The sequence below is a fragment of the Salipaludibacillus neizhouensis genome (assembly GCF_002886185.1).
In the GTDB taxonomy this organism is placed as follows: Bacteria; Bacillota; Bacilli; order Bacillales; family Salisediminibacteriaceae; genus Salipaludibacillus; species Salipaludibacillus neizhouensis.
Genome location: NZ_KZ614146.1, coordinates 3,264,810 through 3,280,531, shown reverse-complemented (window position 1 = coordinate 3,280,531; position 15,722 = coordinate 3,264,810). Strand labels below are relative to the sequence as shown.

At 38.5% G+C, this 15,722-nt stretch carries 16 protein-coding genes; 8 read left to right on the top strand and 8 right to left on the bottom strand.

Annotation, left to right across the window (positions count from 1 at the left end):
- Positions 1-11: 11 nt before the first annotated feature.
- Positions 12-1,451 (top strand): Asp-tRNA(Asn)/Glu-tRNA(Gln) amidotransferase subunit GatB, encoded by a 1,440-nt coding sequence (gatB, locus tag CEF18_RS15405; protein ID WP_110937275.1) that lies wholly within the window; start codon positions 12-14, stop codon positions 1,449-1,451.
- 115 nt (positions 1,452-1,566) lie between these two features.
- On the opposite strand, the gene CEF18_RS15400 is transcribed toward gatB, so the two are convergent.
- From CEF18_RS15400 to CEF18_RS15390, 3 genes are read right to left on the bottom strand one after another with little or no spacing between them, the layout of a single operon-like run.
- The gene (locus CEF18_RS15400; RefSeq protein WP_110937274.1) at positions 1,567-1,830 is read right to left on the bottom strand and encodes a hypothetical protein; all 264 of its coding nucleotides are present in this window, start codon (positions 1,828-1,830) and stop codon (positions 1,567-1,569) included.
- A gap of 33 nt (positions 1,831-1,863) precedes the next feature.
- A complete protein-coding gene (locus CEF18_RS15395; RefSeq protein ID WP_110937273.1) occupies positions 1,864-2,382 on the bottom strand; it encodes a GNAT family N-acetyltransferase in 519 nt (172 codons plus the stop codon).
- A 13-nt stretch (positions 2,383-2,395) separates the two neighbouring features.
- Entirely contained in the window at positions 2,396-2,578 is a 183-nt protein-coding gene (locus CEF18_RS15390; RefSeq protein ID WP_110937272.1) for a hypothetical protein, read from the bottom strand.
- Between the two features lie 961 nt (positions 2,579-3,539).
- Between CEF18_RS15390 and CEF18_RS15385 the strand changes: the two genes are divergently transcribed.
- The 3 genes from CEF18_RS15385 to CEF18_RS15375 all read left to right on the top strand — a co-directional run bounded on the left by CEF18_RS15385 (position 3,540) and on the right by CEF18_RS15375 (position 6,562).
- On the top strand, positions 3,540-4,454 hold the full coding sequence (locus CEF18_RS15385; protein ID WP_110937271.1) for a diacylglycerol kinase: 915 nt from the start codon (positions 3,540-3,542) through the stop codon (positions 4,452-4,454).
- A gap of 183 nt (positions 4,455-4,637) precedes the next feature.
- Complete coding sequence (locus CEF18_RS15380; RefSeq protein WP_110937270.1) at positions 4,638-5,597, top strand: ABC transporter ATP-binding protein; 960 nt, start codon at positions 4,638-4,640, stop codon at positions 5,595-5,597.
- Between the two features lie 2 nt (positions 5,598-5,599).
- On the top strand, positions 5,600-6,562 hold the full coding sequence (locus tag CEF18_RS15375; RefSeq protein WP_110937269.1) for an ABC transporter permease subunit: 963 nt from the start codon (positions 5,600-5,602) through the stop codon (positions 6,560-6,562).
- A gap of 223 nt (positions 6,563-6,785) precedes the next feature.
- On the opposite strand, the gene CEF18_RS15370 is transcribed toward CEF18_RS15375, so the two are convergent.
- The 3 genes from CEF18_RS15370 to CEF18_RS15360 all read right to left on the bottom strand — a co-directional run bounded on the left by CEF18_RS15370 (position 6,786) and on the right by CEF18_RS15360 (position 8,949).
- Positions 6,786-8,024 carry a DUF418 domain-containing protein gene (locus CEF18_RS15370; protein ID WP_110937268.1) on the bottom strand — a complete coding sequence of 413 codons (1,239 nt, stop codon included), beginning with the start codon at positions 8,022-8,024 and terminating at the stop codon, positions 6,786-6,788.
- Positions 8,025-8,107: 83 nt separating this feature from the next.
- On the bottom strand, positions 8,108-8,542 hold the full coding sequence (locus CEF18_RS15365; protein WP_110937267.1) for a DUF948 domain-containing protein: 435 nt from the start codon (positions 8,540-8,542) through the stop codon (positions 8,108-8,110).
- A 47-nt stretch (positions 8,543-8,589) separates the two neighbouring features.
- Complete coding sequence (locus tag CEF18_RS15360) at positions 8,590-8,949, bottom strand: DUF5665 domain-containing protein (protein ID WP_110937266.1); 360 nt, start codon at positions 8,947-8,949, stop codon at positions 8,590-8,592.
- Between the two features lie 267 nt (positions 8,950-9,216).
- Between CEF18_RS15360 and CEF18_RS15355 the strand changes: the two genes are divergently transcribed.
- Both CEF18_RS15355 and CEF18_RS15350 read left to right on the top strand, forming a co-directional pair.
- The gene (locus CEF18_RS15355; RefSeq protein WP_110937265.1) at positions 9,217-10,164 is read left to right on the top strand and encodes a sugar-binding transcriptional regulator; all 948 of its coding nucleotides are present in this window, start codon (positions 9,217-9,219) and stop codon (positions 10,162-10,164) included.
- 134 nt (positions 10,165-10,298) lie between these two features.
- Positions 10,299-11,570 carry a NupC/NupG family nucleoside CNT transporter gene (locus CEF18_RS15350; RefSeq protein WP_110937264.1) on the top strand — a complete coding sequence of 424 codons (1,272 nt, stop codon included), beginning with the start codon at positions 10,299-10,301 and terminating at the stop codon, positions 11,568-11,570.
- An 88-nt stretch (positions 11,571-11,658) separates the two neighbouring features.
- On the opposite strand, the gene CEF18_RS15345 is transcribed toward CEF18_RS15350, so the two are convergent.
- Positions 11,659-11,907 (bottom strand): hypothetical protein, encoded by a 249-nt coding sequence (locus tag CEF18_RS15345; protein WP_110937263.1) that lies wholly within the window; start codon positions 11,905-11,907, stop codon positions 11,659-11,661.
- 258 nt (positions 11,908-12,165) lie between these two features.
- Between CEF18_RS15345 and deoC the strand changes: the two genes are divergently transcribed.
- Positions 12,166-12,837, top strand: coding sequence for a deoxyribose-phosphate aldolase (deoC, locus tag CEF18_RS15340; RefSeq protein ID WP_110937262.1), 672 nt, complete (start codon positions 12,166-12,168; stop codon positions 12,835-12,837).
- A gap of 303 nt (positions 12,838-13,140) precedes the next feature.
- On the opposite strand, the gene CEF18_RS15335 is transcribed toward deoC, so the two are convergent.
- On the bottom strand, positions 13,141-14,184 hold the full coding sequence (locus CEF18_RS15335) for an SEC-C domain-containing protein (protein ID WP_110937726.1): 1,044 nt from the start codon (positions 14,182-14,184) through the stop codon (positions 13,141-13,143).
- A gap of 106 nt (positions 14,185-14,290) precedes the next feature.
- On the opposite strand from CEF18_RS15335, the gene rlmD reads away from it, so the two are divergent.
- Positions 14,291-15,667 carry a 23S rRNA (uracil(1939)-C(5))-methyltransferase RlmD gene (rlmD, locus tag CEF18_RS15330; RefSeq protein ID WP_110937261.1) on the top strand — a complete coding sequence of 459 codons (1,377 nt, stop codon included), beginning with the start codon at positions 14,291-14,293 and terminating at the stop codon, positions 15,665-15,667.
- The last annotated feature ends 55 nt before the right edge of the window (positions 15,668-15,722 follow it).

The following is a 15,722-nucleotide window of genomic DNA, read 5'->3' as shown; positions in this document are numbered from 1 at the left end:
GGGAAACCATAATGAGTTATGAAACAGTAATAGGGTTAGAAGTACACGTAGAATTAAAAACAAATTCCAAGATTTTTTGCGGGTGTTCAACCGAATTCGGTGCGCCAGCAAATTCACAAACTTGTCCTATCTGCTTAGGCCATCCAGGAGTATTACCAGTGCTGAATAAACAAGCAGTAGAATTCGCAATGAAAGCTTCTCTAGCGTTGAATTGTGAGATAGCAGAAGTGACGAAGTTTGATCGGAAAAATTATTTTTATCCGGATAATCCGAAAGCTTACCAAATTTCACAATTTGATAAACCGATTGGCGAAAATGGCTGGATTGATATAGAGGTTAACGGAGAGAAAAAGCGTATTGGGATTACAAGGCTCCATCTAGAAGAGGATGCAGGTAAACTGACTCATGTTGATGAAGAAGGTTACTCGCTTGTCGACTATAACCGAGTTGGTACACCACTTGTAGAAATCGTTTCAGAACCGGATATTGAATCACCGGAAGAGGCATATGCCTATTTAGAAAAGCTAAAGGCTATTATGCAATATACGGAAGTCTCTGATTGCAAAATGGAAGAAGGCTCATTACGCTGTGACGCCAATGTCTCCCTCAAACCTAAAGGACAGGTAGAGTTTGGAACGAAAGCAGAGATTAAAAACCTAAACTCCTTTACTCATGTTCAAAAGGGACTGGAGTATGAGGAAAAACGCCAGGAAGAGGTACTCTCTTCAGGAGGAGAAATTCTCCAGGAAACTAGAAGATGGGACGACGGCGGTAAGAAAACGATTTTGATGCGGGTGAAGGAAGGATCGGATGATTATCGCTATTTTCCTGAGCCGGATCTTGTCAATTTATATATTGACAAAGAATGGACAGATAAAATACGTGATCTTATTCCAGAATTACCGGATGCAAGACAAAAACGTTATGTTAAACAATTTGATTTACCGGCCTATGATGCAGCAGTTATTACACAGCAAAAAGCGATGAGTGATTACTTTGAAGCAGCTGTAGAGCTTGGTGGTCCGGAAAAGGCAAAATCCGTGTCTAACTGGTTGATGGGGGAAGTTAATGCCCATTTAAAACAACAGAATCAAGAGATTAGTGATATTCCGATGACTCCTGAAGCATTAGTAAAAATGATTCTGCTTATTGATAAGGGTACGATTTCGTCAAAAATTGCGAAAAAAGTATTCAAAGAGCTTATTGAAAAAGGTGGGGATCCTGAACAAATTGTGAAGGATAAAGGCCTTGTTCAAATTAGCGATGAAGGCGAAATCCGCAAAATGGTGAATGAAACCTTGGACGGAAACGCACAGTCGATTGAAGACTATAAAAACGGGAAAGACAAGGCGATTGGCTTCCTCGTTGGTCAAATCATGAAGGCTTCAAAAGGAAAAGCAAATCCACAACTTGTGAATCAGTTACTAGTGGAAGAAATTAAAAAACGCTAAATGTAAAAGTGCACGGAAAAAGTCAATTTGAACTTTTTCCGTGCACTTTTTTTACAGTTTTTTATTAGTAAGAAAGTATCGAATCGGACCATGTTTTTTTAGGGGAGCAGAAGTCTTATTTCAATGCTGTTATTCCGAATAAGACGATATAAATAATAAACGAACTGAAACTAAGAATACCAGTAACAATTGCCATCGTAACATGCTTCTGAGTCTGCCTGTGAATGTTATTCCAAACGAAAAACCAAAGTGTTATCCCAATCAGTGCGATCAAGAGAGAAATCAATTGGTTTGGGGCGGGAGAGGAAAACAGAAAGTAAATAAAATAAGACTGGTAGCCAATGAGGAAAATAAATAAGTAGTCAAAGTATTTAGACACAGAGTAAACTCCTTTATTTTCATCTTTCAATGATTACTGTTGAGATAAAAAGTCATCTGAAATAGAGAGTGTCATTGCAACAAAAGGTACTTCGGTATTTCCAACGGAAGAAGTAAAAACATCTACTTCTTTAAACCCCATCCCTTTGTAAAGCTGTATGGCACGGTCGTTAAAAAAGGCTACTACGAGGCGATAGTGGGATAGGGATTTTTTTTCAAGGACCCATCTTAGTATTGTCATCAAAAAAATTTTCCCCAGGCCTTTTCCAGTGAAATTAGGGTGCATGCCTAAACCTAAGTCAACAAATTCATCGTCACCATAGAGTCCGATATGATAGCCTCCAGGTATACGAGCTTCTTTTCCTAAACAAAAATACCCGAAGAGGTCTTTATCAAACATGACAGCATAATACTCTTCAGATAAAAGTGATTGAATGGTTTCCGATGAGCCATCCATGCTGTACATCTCATATGGGTCCTCATACCTCCAGTTGGATATTTCATGTGCGTCGGACAAAGACATTTTATTTATATGTAATGGAGTTTTTTTCATTTCGAGCACCTTTCTAATTGCTTGGATGTTCGCAGCTAAAACTAAATAATCCGTTGTTTACTTGAGGTTGGCCACCTACATCCTTACATAGCTCGACTGCCTGTTGAATACTAAACACATTCATAAACAAAAATGAGATAGAAATAAACACGAAACTAAAAGCAACAATAAAATACAATTTATGCGTTATTTTCATGGCCAACACCTCCTTACTCCTGTATTTTACAGGCTTGGTTACTAAATGTCATTGGTATAATGAGTAAAATGTTATAAAAGATTGCTTGATGAACTATACGGGAGAAATTTGGCGATAAAGAAAGAAAAAGTTTTTTTGAAGAGGAGAGAGAATGAACAATTTAAGAGAAATGAGCACCAAGGAAAGAAAAATGCGCAACAAAACGAAATAAATGCGCCACCACACCGCCGACATGAGCAATATAAGGAGTTGAAATGCGCATCATAATAAAAGTGATCACCCTACAAAGACAACTTCAGTAAATAAACGAATAAAAAACCTTAAATACTGAGAAAAAGCGAGTTACAGTTAGAAATAGGCTGAAACACAGGTGATAAACCCTTAAAACTGAATAATCGGAACATTTACAATATATAAATAGTTTATTAAGATATTATTAAGCAAAACGAATTGCTAATCAAAAGAAAGGAGACCTGCAAGTAAGATTTAGCATTTTATGTTGAAAGATCCTAAAGCATGCTCTATAAAGGGGTTGAAATCCGATGACGTAGGTGAGCGAAGTGTATGTATTTTCATACATGGGTATCTTAAAGGATGAAAAATGAAAAATGAATGCTAAAAAGTAGGTAATGAAAATACATGAATGAAAATAGTGAAATATAAATGACCCTTTGTATCCATAATTGGACAGAGGGTCATTTTATTATCTCTTTAACAGCATCGCTTTTATCGCTAAAGTTAGAATCATAGCAACCTATCTCCTCCTCGGACAATCGCGCCGCAGAATCTTCAGCTACTGATAGTTTAGAGAATTTGACACCCTTTCCTTTCTTCAATCACCATTCCCAAATACAACAGGATTTACAAAAATAACCTATATATATGTAGTAATATTTCTATTATTACGGGAAAATGGTATACTATTTAGAGAAGCTCGGTAAATTATGGAGGATACAAAGACATGAAAAAAGCAAGGTTAATATATAATCCTTCTTCAGGAAGGGAACAAATAAAAAAACATTTACCTTATATATTAGAAACGCTTGAAGAAGCGGGATATGAGGCATCTGCTCATGCGACAACAGGACAAGATTCAGCGAAACATGCGGCTGCATTAGCTTGTGAAAGAGGTTTTGATTTAATTATAGCTGCCGGTGGGGATGGCACAATTCATGAAGTCGTGAATGGGATGTCTGAACAAGAAAATCGACCAGTATTAGGAGTATTACCCGGAGGTACCACAAACGACTTTGCAAGGGCCTTACATATACCGAAAAGCATAGAAGAGGCAACTAAGATATTAGTCAATGGCAGAGAACAAACAGTGGACATAGGGAAAGTAGGCAGTAAGTATTTTATTAACATCGCTGGGGCTGGATCATTGACGGAATTAACGTATGAAGTACCAAGTCGCTTGAAAACAATGATGGGACAGGTAGCTTATTACGTAAAGGGATTTGAAAAGTTGCCAAGAATCAAGCCGACGCAAGTGACGATTGAATATGATGGAAAATGGTTTGAAGGAGAAATCATGCTGTTCCTTGTCTCCAATACGAATTCGGTTGGTGGATTTGAGAAATTGGCACCTGATGCCTACTTAAACGATGGAATGTTCGATCTGTTGATTGTGAAGAAAACGAATTTAGCGGATGTTGTCCGAATTACCTCGGCTGCATTACGAGGAGACCACATTAATGATGATAAAGTCATTTATGTACAAGCTAGCAGAATCAAGGTTCGGTCAGAAGATGATATGCAGTTAAACCTAGATGGAGAATTTGGTGGAAGTTTACCTGATGAATTTGTTAATTTGCATAATCATATTAACATGATCGTGCCAAACAAAAAATTGAGTTGTTTTCAAGAATTATATTAACAAACCGGCTGGGGACTAATGATCCTCGGTTTTTTTGTTATTTATGAAACTTCTAGTTTTGTAATACGTATTTCTATTTAGGTAGTTTTACAATATAATGATAATAAAGGATAAAATGTAAAACTTTAACATTAAAATTGACAAAGGGAAGTAAAAACAATATTTTATGTCGGAGGGTAGCTTATGAGTGAAATTGTTCTAGAAGTTAAGAATTTGACGAAGCAAGTACAAGGTGGAAAGAAAATTGTTGACGAGGTCAACTTTCAAATGAAGAAAGGGGAAATACTAGGACTACTAGGACCGAATGGAGCAGGAAAAACGACTACCATTCGAATGATTGTCGGCTTAATAAAAAAGACTTCAGGCAGTGTTTCCATCAATGGAAAAGATCTGGACGAAAATGGACAAGCTTGTAAATCGGATATTGGGGCGATTGTAGAAAACCCAACTTTTTATGACTACATGAGTGGCTATAAGAATCTTCAGCAATATGGGCGCATGGCTAAGGAAAGAATGACAGATGAGCGTATTAGAGAAGTGGTAGAGTTAGTAAAACTGGAAGATGCGATTAAAGATAAAGTGAAAAAGTATAGTCTAGGCATGAAACAAAGATTGGGAGTGGCTCAAGCAATTTTGCATCGGCCTGCGCTTTTAATTTTAGATGAACCTACGAACGGACTTGATCCTAAAGGGATTAGAGAACTAAGGAACTACCTTCGCAAACTTGCAGATGAAGGAATATCGACGCTGGTTTCCTCACATTTATTAACAGAAATGCAGCTTATGTGTGACCGTGTCGTAATTATGGAGCAAGGGAAAGTCATTGACGTCTCTGATATATCTTCCTTAGATAATGATAACATCACAGATAAGTTGATGGTCTTATTGCATGTGAAAAAAGGACAGGGACAATCGTCCGCAGAAGTTATTCAACGGCTTGAATCTGTAAATCTAGTAAAACGTGAAAAGGAAAATGAATTCCTTCTAGAAATGGACTACGATCAAATTCCTATCATGAACCGAGAGTTTGTTCAATCTAAAATTGATGTTTACGGAATTGAATCGAAGCGTACATCTTTAGAAGAGAAGTTTCTTCAGCTCACATCAACTGAAGGCAAGCAATTACAGAAGGAGGCCAGATAAGCATGCAATCATTAATACATAATGAGTGGATTAAATTGTGGAATAAAAAACAGCCATGGTTTTTTCTAGGGGCCATTGTTGTTCTCATCATTGGTATGGTAGTTATTTATGATAATTTTTTAATAGACTCCAACAATCAATCGACAGGAGAATGGGAAGTAACGCTGGAAACGGAAATTGCAGAGCAAGAGGAAATAATCGAAATGAATAATGGAGACGAAATGGATATCGAATTTGCCGAGCAAATAATCCAAGAAAATAAAGCAATGCTTGAAGCTGGCGTGAATCCAAATGAGATGAACAACGCTAAGTTTTTAAATGAGTCAATTTTTGCCATCACCGCTTTCGTTACGTTATTTAGTGTCATTATAGCAAGCACGATCGTTTCCTCGGAACAGGATAATGGAACACTAAAGCAATTATTTATCCGTCCATTTGAGCGCTGGCAGTTCTTATTGGCAAAATTTATTACAGTCGTTTTGTTTTCAATGATTTTGCTGGCTACTTTAATCATCACTAATTTAACGGTTGGAACGATATTCTTTGGAAGTGGGAGCTTTTCAACCCCTATCACAGAAATTACTATGCAAGGTGGTAACATCATTACTACTGTTGCAGAAGTACTTCCGGCCAAAATAGGTCTGTATTTTTTGAACATGCTCATGTTCCTAATTATCTCATTTTCAGTGTCAATTCTGTTTAAAAGTCAGACCTTGGCGGTAGGAATAGGTATTTTCATTTTATTTGCAACGAATGTGATGCAAGCTTTAACCGGTTTATTAGGAGACTACATGTGGTATAAATTGCTCTTTTTACCTCATTTAAGTCTACCTTCTTATGTATTAGTGGATGAGCTACTACCTGGTGTAGGATTAGGATTTTCACTAGCCGTACTAGCAGTTTATGCGATCCTATTTTTAGGTTCAGCAACGATTTTCTTTCAGAAACGAGATCTTTCCTCTTAAAACACGGAAAAAACAAAAAGGGATGGAAAAAGTAGAAATCGACTTTTTCCATCCCTTTACTCGACAGATAAGAATTTATAAAATTGGCAGCTACCTTCACACCACACGTATCAAGGGAAAACCACCTCCTTTCGAGTAGCACCTACACGCATTACGTAGGTGCTACTCGGGGGCGGTGGAAGCTAACGCTGTATTTAATAAAAGACGCTACGCGTTTTTCTTATTATTTTTTACGTATCTTATGTCGTTTCATATACGTGCCATTTCTCCATAACCACTCTATTGGTCCAAAACGATAGTGGATCAGCCACCATTTACTGAGGATCATTTGTAAGATAAATATAGCGACAACGAGAACTATTCCTAATGTTGTGCCGAGTTCTCCTAAAAGGCCAAAACCATAGCCGTAAAAGAGAGTGGTCATCACGATAGATTGAGAGATATAATTGGTTAACGCCATACGTCCGACGTACCTAAAACTGTCAAAGACGATGGAAGTGCTGTATTTTATAAAAAGAAGGGAGAAGGCTGCAATATATCCAATCCCTAAAACAGGACCTCCAAAAATATATCCAATGTAATCTAGCTGAGTGGTAGGTGTATAAACCATGACTCCTTTAAGGATTATCCCAACGGATAAGCCACTTGCCATTAGCAAAACTAGTGTTTGTTTATGCTCTTTTAGATCATGTAGCCATCGTTTTTTAGCTATAATTGCACCAACTATAAACAGCCATAATGTTTGTATAAATAATGTGACTGCATTAATAATCGAAATCAAAAAGCCAAATTCCACTTCCTCAAACGGGTCAGAAGTTAAACGAAACTCCACCGTATCCAGATAGCTTCCATCGGTTAAGACTACTTGTTCTTGCTCAGCGATCGAGGATAGGATAGTAGACGCTTCGTTCGTACTTGCATCATCGGTAGGGAGCAGACCAGGAGCGGTATTCAGAAAAACAAGAGTTATTGCCCATATGAGTAGCGTTTTTGGTTTGCATTTTAGAAACAAGACAAAGATGAATCCGGTTATTGCATAGGTAAGGAGGATATCGCCATCCCAGATAAGATAAAGATGTGCCGTTCCCATCATTGCTAAAAGGACTAAACGACGCAGAAAGACAAGATAAAATGGACGGTCCTCTTGTCCGGCTCGTTGCCACATGAGTGTTGCTCCAAAACCGAATAGAATGGAGAAAATCGGATAAAAGCTTCCCTGAAAGAGAAACTCTATTATATTGTGAGAAGCCTGATCTGTTGAATTTAAGTTCGGATAAATATACTCATACCCAAACGTGCCATATTGAAAGGCAAGCATATTCACAAGGAAAATGCCAAACAAAGCAAACCCCCGTAAGCTATCAATGTGATGAAGCCTATTAGCTGAATCCAAGGGGCTTAGCGGTGCGGGGACCGAATCTTTTGTCGAAGTAATAGTTTTATTGGTAAGTTTATCGCTCATTATGAACCCCCCTTGTCAATATTCGTTAAGAAAAACCCCAAAAGCCATAGCCTTTGAGGTTTTATAATCGTTCCGTTTAACTTCTAAGCATTTTTATGGTCGTAATCTTTTTTTGCCTGGCGTAAGTAATAAATAAAAGCGGCACCGCGCAGTATGCCTTCCAAATTATTTCGATCAAGAATGTCTGTTCCAGCTTGAGCATGGTCTGCTTTTTTAGAAGTGAATTTCACCATCGTTGATGTCAAGTGATGAGCGGATTCCCCCGTATCATGAACGATCTTAAACAACGGGTTTAACTGTGCAATTTTTTCATTCACATCCATTAATGTTTCATTCACATTATGAAGAATGACCGTTGCTTCACCAGAGACTTCACCAACAGTTTTATTAACAGACTCTACTGTTTCTGCAGTATGACCTAATGTTTCGGTTAATTTTTTAAAGACCGGGATGAGTAAAATGACCAACGCTGCAAATGCTAATGATAGAATAAAAACTCCAATACCTAACCAATCCATATGTACCACCTCTTTTAAAATTATAGTTATGATTTCTTAAACCGCAATTATTGGTTGCGGTATGATTCGATCATGTCTAAAAATGAAGCAATGTAATCGCCAACTAAAGGCAAGGAAACGGTGTTAGCAAGTATAAGGAAAAAGATACCGAGAAAAATTGCTGTCCCCAGTGTTAGTCCAACACCCCTTGCTACGCCTGCAATCAAATTCACTTTAATGACTTCCTTTTTATTCGTGAAATGATACGCCATGTCTTTTAGCCGTCCGTTAGTTGTTATATCCTCGAACTTATAAAGGAGTTTCTCAAAGCGTTCATTTTCGTCCTGTTTTTTTTCATCTTCAGGATTACGCCCACCACGATTTTTCGGAGGTATTTTACGGTTTTTTTGATCAGTCGTTAAAGGCAATGAGTACACTCCTTTCTATTTTTTAGATGAAACGAATGCTTTTCAATTACCCTTTTCTCCTATATTGTAAACCATTGGCAGGATTGATGCTAGGAAAGTGAGCAGCTGGGTGTTATTAAATACTAATTTTTATAATTGTAGTTATTGTATACCAGATAAAAATAAACTATGATGAAATTAAGTGATAATGATATTGAAATTTATTTCAGCTTCATTAAATTAGAAGGAAGTAATTAAGAGACATTCATTTCGAAGGGAGGGGAAACAGTGGAGAAAAGTAAAAAGTCTCAACTTATTGAAGCGGCTAAAATGTATTATTTGTATGACTACAACCAGAGTAAAATAGCTGAAAAACTTAATGTGTCACGGCCTACTGTATCAAGACTCTTGTATCGAGCAAAAGCAGAGGGAATTGTGGAAATCAAGGTGAATGACACAGAAGAAGACAGTGATCAACTTGCTGAAATCATTCAACATAGATATAACTTAAAACGAGTGATTGTTGTGGATACTCCTGAAGAGGATGATCAAAGGATCAAACAGTATTTAGGGCAACAAGCAGCGGACTTTCTAGATTCAATCATCGAAGACAACGAAATTATCGGTGTAACATGGGGGACAACGATGTATCAGGTTGCCAAAGAACTAAAGCCAAAGAAAATGAATAATGTGAGAATTGTTCAGATGAAAGGTGGAGTCAGCCACTCGGAAACGAATACGCATGCAAATGAGATTCTGTATATGTTTGGACAAGCATTTCATACAATCCCTCATCATTTACCACTACCGGCAATCGTTGATCATGTCGTTGTAAAGCAGGCAATGGAGGCGGACAGGTATATTAAAAACATTCTGGAATTAGGTCAAAAGGCCACTATTGCTATGTACACTGTTGGAACGGTGAAAACAGAATCTCTTTTATTTCAATTAGGGTATTTTAAGGGAGAAGACACACAACTTATTTCTGAGAAATCGGTAGGGGATATTAGCTCGAGATTTTTTGATGGAACTGGAGAAATATGCAGTAAGGAATTGAACTCTCGAACAGTAGGGATTGAGCTAAGTGAACTTCGTAAGAAGAAATATTCTATCTTGATTGCAGGAGGGGCTCATAAACTGGCAGGAATTCGGGGAGCACTAACAGGAAAGTACGCGAATGTCCTTGTGACAGATGTCCACACAGCGAAGGAATTAGCAAAGGAAAATAAAGGATGATAGATTTATGAAATAATGTCCATGAAAGTGTTTACATTTGTTCATAACTTCTGCTATAGTCTAAGTTGTAAAGGATGTTAGACGTCTGAACAATTGCGTGTGCATGCAACGAAATCTTAACAGAGGTGATTTAGATGAATATAATATGGGGATTATTTGGTGTTTTTATCGTATTATCCATTGCTTTTTTGTTTTCCAGTAATCGAAAAGCAATTAAACCAAGAACCATTATTGGTGGACTTGCGATACAATTTGCGTTTGCTTTTATTGTTTTACGTTGGGAGACAGGACAAGCTGGATTAGAATGGTTATCGTTTCGCATAAATGATATTATTAGCTATGCGGATGAAGGAATTAACTTTCTTTTCGGCGGTATATTTGAAGCGGAAGGTGTAGGCATGATTTTTGCCTTTCAAGTACTGACCGTAGTAATTTTCTTTTCTTCACTGATTTCTGTATTATATTATTTAGGTATTATGCAAAAGGTTATTAAAATTATAGGTGGAGGATTGGCTCGGTTGTTAGGTACCAGCAAGCCGGAATCTTTGTCGGCTGCTGCGAATATCTTTGTTGGTCAAACCGAAGCACCATTAGTGGTCAAGCCCTTTCTTGACCGTATGACAAAATCTGAACTGTTTGCAGTGATGACCGGAGGGTTGGCATCTGTTGCAGGTTCGGTTCTAATTGGTTATTCATTGTTAGGAGTTCCTCTAGAGTATTTGCTTGCAGCAAGTTTTATGGCAGCTCCATCTGGTTTAGTCATGGCAAAATTAATGATGCCAGAAACAGAACCTGAAAAAATTGCTGAGAAAGACCATATTGAAATGGATGACGACAAAGAGTCCCACAATGTTATTGATGCGGCTGCACGAGGGGCAAGTACGGGTTTGCAGCTTGCTTTAAATATTGGTGCTATGTTAATAGCGTTTATTGCATTAATTGCGTTAATCAATGGATTATTAGGTGGAGCAGAAAGTGTGATTAATACTACTGTGAATACCGTTCTAGGGTGGTTTGGATCAAATGCTTCTATAGCCTTGTCAGGAATTACATTACAGAATATTTTTGGTATCATTTTCTCTCCTTTAGCATTTGCAATCGGTGTACCATGGGCTGAAGCCTTTCAAGCTGGTTCATTTATTGGTCAAAAACTAATATTAAATGAATTTGTAGCGTATGCGGCCTTTGCTCCGGAGATGGAAAGCTTGAATCCTAAAACAGTTTTGGTTGTCACATTTGCACTTTGTGGCTTTGCTAACTTATCATCTTTAGGAATTCTTCTTGGTGGACTGGGGGCACTTGCTCCAAATCGCCGACAGGATATTGCAAAACTAGGTGTCAAAGCTGTAATGGCGGGGATGCTTGCTTCCCTTTTAAATGCCTCTATCGCAGGAATGTTCTTTTAAAGAGCGAAGTGGCGAAAGCTCACGCTGTATTTAATAAAAGACGCTACGCGTTTTTCTTACAAGATAAGAATTTATAAAATTATCGGGTTTAAAGAGATTGTTGTTTTAAGTCGTACAGAGAGGCTCGAATCGGCTCTAGGTGGACGCTTTCCGCGGGCAATGCTTCAGTCTCCTCAGGAAAGTTCGTCCCTGCGGGGTCTTCAGCTATTGCTTTTCCCGCTGGAGTCACCGCCTTCGCTACTTCGATCTTTTTCAGAAACAATACAATTACGTAAAATACATTATAAAAAATTGTTGTTTGAAGAATCCGCGAGACTCCTGTGGAAGAATGATCCAAGCGAGACCCCGCAGAGCGTTCGTTGCTCGAGGAGACTCGCTTGATCATCCACGGAAAGCGAGAGGTAATTCTTCCAAACAACCTTCGATGAAAACAAAGCAACAAATTGACAAAATTAGAAATGAAAATTTTTAAGATGGCTATGCTATTTTTCTTATCAGATAAGAATTTATAAAATTAGCAACTACCTTCAAGCCGCCATTGCATTTAATAAAAGACGCTACGCGTTTTTCTTATAATGAAAGGATGAGTATATATATGAGTAAATCTATTGGTTCGATGATCGATCACACAGTTCTAAAAGCAGATACAAATGAAGCACAAATCGTTAAATTATGTGAAGAGGCAAGAGACTATCGATTCGCTTCTGTATGCGTAAACCCAACATGGGTAAAGAAATCAGCGGAGCTTTTAGCTGGAAGTGGTGTAGACGTTTGTACCGTTGTAGGATTTCCTTTAGGTGCAAGTACACCTGAAACAAAAGCATTTGAAACAACGAATGCGATTGAAAATGGAGCAACGGAAATTGATATGGTTTTGAATATTGGTGCACTAAAAGATAACAACGATTCACTAGTAAAAGAAGATATGGTAGCTGTTGTTAAAGCTGCTAAAGGTAAAGCACTGACAAAGGTGATTTTGGAAACGTGTCTTCTTACGGATGAAGAGAAAATCCGTGCGTGCGAGATTGCATTAGAAGCGGGCCTTGATTATGTAAAAACGTCAACTGGATTCTCTACCGGAAATGCAACGGTAGAAGATGTTGCTTTAATGCGAAAGACAGTTGGCAACAAAGCAGGAGTGAAAGCGTCAGGCGGCGTTCGTAGTCTAGAAGATGCGAAGGCAATGGTAGACGCTGGAGCCACTAGAATCGGTGCAAGTGCCGGTGTGGCAATAGTTGATGGAGAAAAAGTAGAGAGTGATTATTAAATTATGAGCAAAATTACTCCATTTATTTTAAGTCAGCTAAGAGGTTTTCCTCTATTTGAAGAGGAGCGAATAAAGCCATTAAGATGATATATATGTAAAAAGAGGATGACCCACAAGGTCATCCTCTTTCTACATATTGTATAACCGGTGAGAATGTCCCCGCCGGTTATTTCCTTTTATGAATATAGCACTGAAATAGCTACGTTATTGGCTTTAGCAATGAGAAAATCCCCATAGCGACTTTACTCGTTGCTATGGGGATTTTCTCAAAACGTCAAAACACTTTTAAAGCACCTTTCAGTATCATTGACATATAACCTTGTACTTACTTGATATAGTACTTGAGGATACGCTGTACTTCGTTGCTAAATCTTTTTGTGAGAGATTGGCAGGAGAATCGGTTTGCTTTCCGATCCAATACTCAAGAGCAGCTGCGAAAGTCTCTGGTTTTGGAATTCTGGGTTGTTGTTTTGTTGCAAACTTTATCCAGTGCACCTTTGCTTTGACATAGCTGGAAAAAGATACAGCAGACCAATCTAGATGAGAAAAGAGTGTAGTTATCACTTGTTGACTTGGTTCGTTAAGCTTATCTTCTAGTTTTAAATCCTTTTTTGAAACGAATAAGAGACTTAACACCTCCAAGACTTCATGGAAGTGTTGGCTAAACACCGTCTGTTCGTTCCTATAGGAGGATGTGGAATCCAATGACTGTTTCATGTCATTCCAAGTTTCTAAAAAGGAATTTTCCAATTTTTCAGGAATGCATACCGCATCATTCCCGAGAGCTTGTCCAATTGGTGTCGGATATAGGTAGCCAATGATACGATCACCGCTATTTAAATTATCGGAGGCAGGTGTCTTTTCAAGAGTAATCAATACATCTTTGAATACATCATGCAAAACGATGTTATTTTGGGCTGCATTGGTTACCCTAAATAACTTAGGCTCCATCGTGTTCCATTCATGAAGCAATTCACTGAACTCCTTAGAAACAGGAGTCGCTTGCTTTTCAATATATGAGGAAAGAATGGTTTGCTTATCCCCAAAAATCGGATGGTTGAAAATAAGCCAATGAAACAACAGTTGTGAGAACGCTTGAGCATCAGCTTTAGGTAACTTCTCAAAGGTTTGAACATAACGGTCATAGACAGGCTGGAGCTCCGTTTCGAATTCCTTACTGTAATCAAACAACCGCGGTAAGAGTTCATTAAAAGCGCGTTGATCTGCTTCTGATAATTTTGGTTTTGATTCTAATTTAATTAAACAACATTTCTTATACTTCTTGCCACTGCCGCAAAGACAGGGGTCATTTCTTTTTAGTGTTGCCATTTCTTTCACCTCGTTCATTTAAATCACCTATCCTATCATATCAGCAATGGGGATTTTTTCAACTGTAGAGTGAGATATGGTACAATCAAGGGCAGACTAAAACAGATCGGAAGGGACCGCAATAATGAAAAATGATCAAATACCCGTTGAAAAAAATGAATTAATAGATGTTACATTTGAAGATTTAACCCATGATGGAGCAGGAGTCGCAAAAATTAATGGCTATCCTTTATTCGTCAAGGGGGGACTTCCAGGTGAGAAAGGGCAAGTGAAGGTTGTACAAGCCAAGAAAAACTATGGTTTTGGCCGATTAATGGGGCTAACAAAGGAAAGTCCTGATCGTGTGGCCCCACCCTGTCCGATTTTTCATCGATGTGGAGGCTGTCAGCTTCAACATTTAAGCTATGAAGGACAACTGGCGCAAAAGCAAAAACAAGTCGAAGAAACCTTAGCAAGAATTGGTGGAATCACTGACGTACCAGTTCACCCGGTTATTGGGATGGATGAGCCCTGGAGATATCGAAACAAGTCGCAGGTACCGATTGGCGAACAAAAGGGCCATGTGGTGGCTGGATTTTTTGCGGAGAGAAGTCATGAAATCGTTGATATGGAATCCTGTATTATCCAACACGAGGAGAATGATCATGTCGTGCGGCTCGTGAAGGAACTTGCACGAAAGTACGGTGTCCGTGGGTATGACGACAAAACCCATAAAGGGACGTTACGTCACGTCGTAGTACGGCAAGGCAAGCATACGAAAGAAATGATGGTTGTGTTAGTGACAAAGGGAAAAGAGTTGGCTAACAAGAAAAACATCATTCAAGAATTACGTGAAAGAATCCCGAACGTTAAATCGATTGTACAGAACATCAATCCGAAGCGTACAAACGTAATTTTTGGCGAAAAAACAGAAGTTCTTTGGGGCGAAGAGGTCATTTATGATTATATCGGGGACATTAAGTTTGCCATTTCCGCGCGCTCGTTTTACCAAGTGAACCCGGATCAAACGAAAGTGCTTTATGAGAAAGCCCTGGAATATGCACAGCTAACAGGAAAAGAAACGGTGATTGATGCTTATTGTGGGATTGGAACAATCAGTTTGTTCCTAGCGAAGGAAGCAAAGCATGTGTATGGTGTCGAAGTCGTTCCCGAAGCAGTATCGGACGCGCAACGCAATGCCAGGTTAAATCACGTTGAAAATGCAACCTTTGTCATCGGCGAAGCAGAAGGAGTCATGCCATGGTGGCAAGCACAAGGCATTAGAGCTGATGTGATCGTTGTTGACCCACCGCGAAAAGGCTGTGACGAAAACCTGTTAAAAACAATGGTCCTGATGAAACCAGAACGAATCGTCTACGTATCCTGCAACCCTGCTTCACTGGCAAGAGATTTGAAGTATTTGACGGAAAATGGTTTTGAGGTGAAAGAAGTTCAGCCGGTTGACATGTTCCCGCAGACGGGGCATATAGAAAATGTTGTGGCTTTGGAGTTGAAAAATTAAAAAGAGAGATTTTTTAGAGAAGAGTTCAAGAAATTGAGCTCTTTTTTTAATTGGA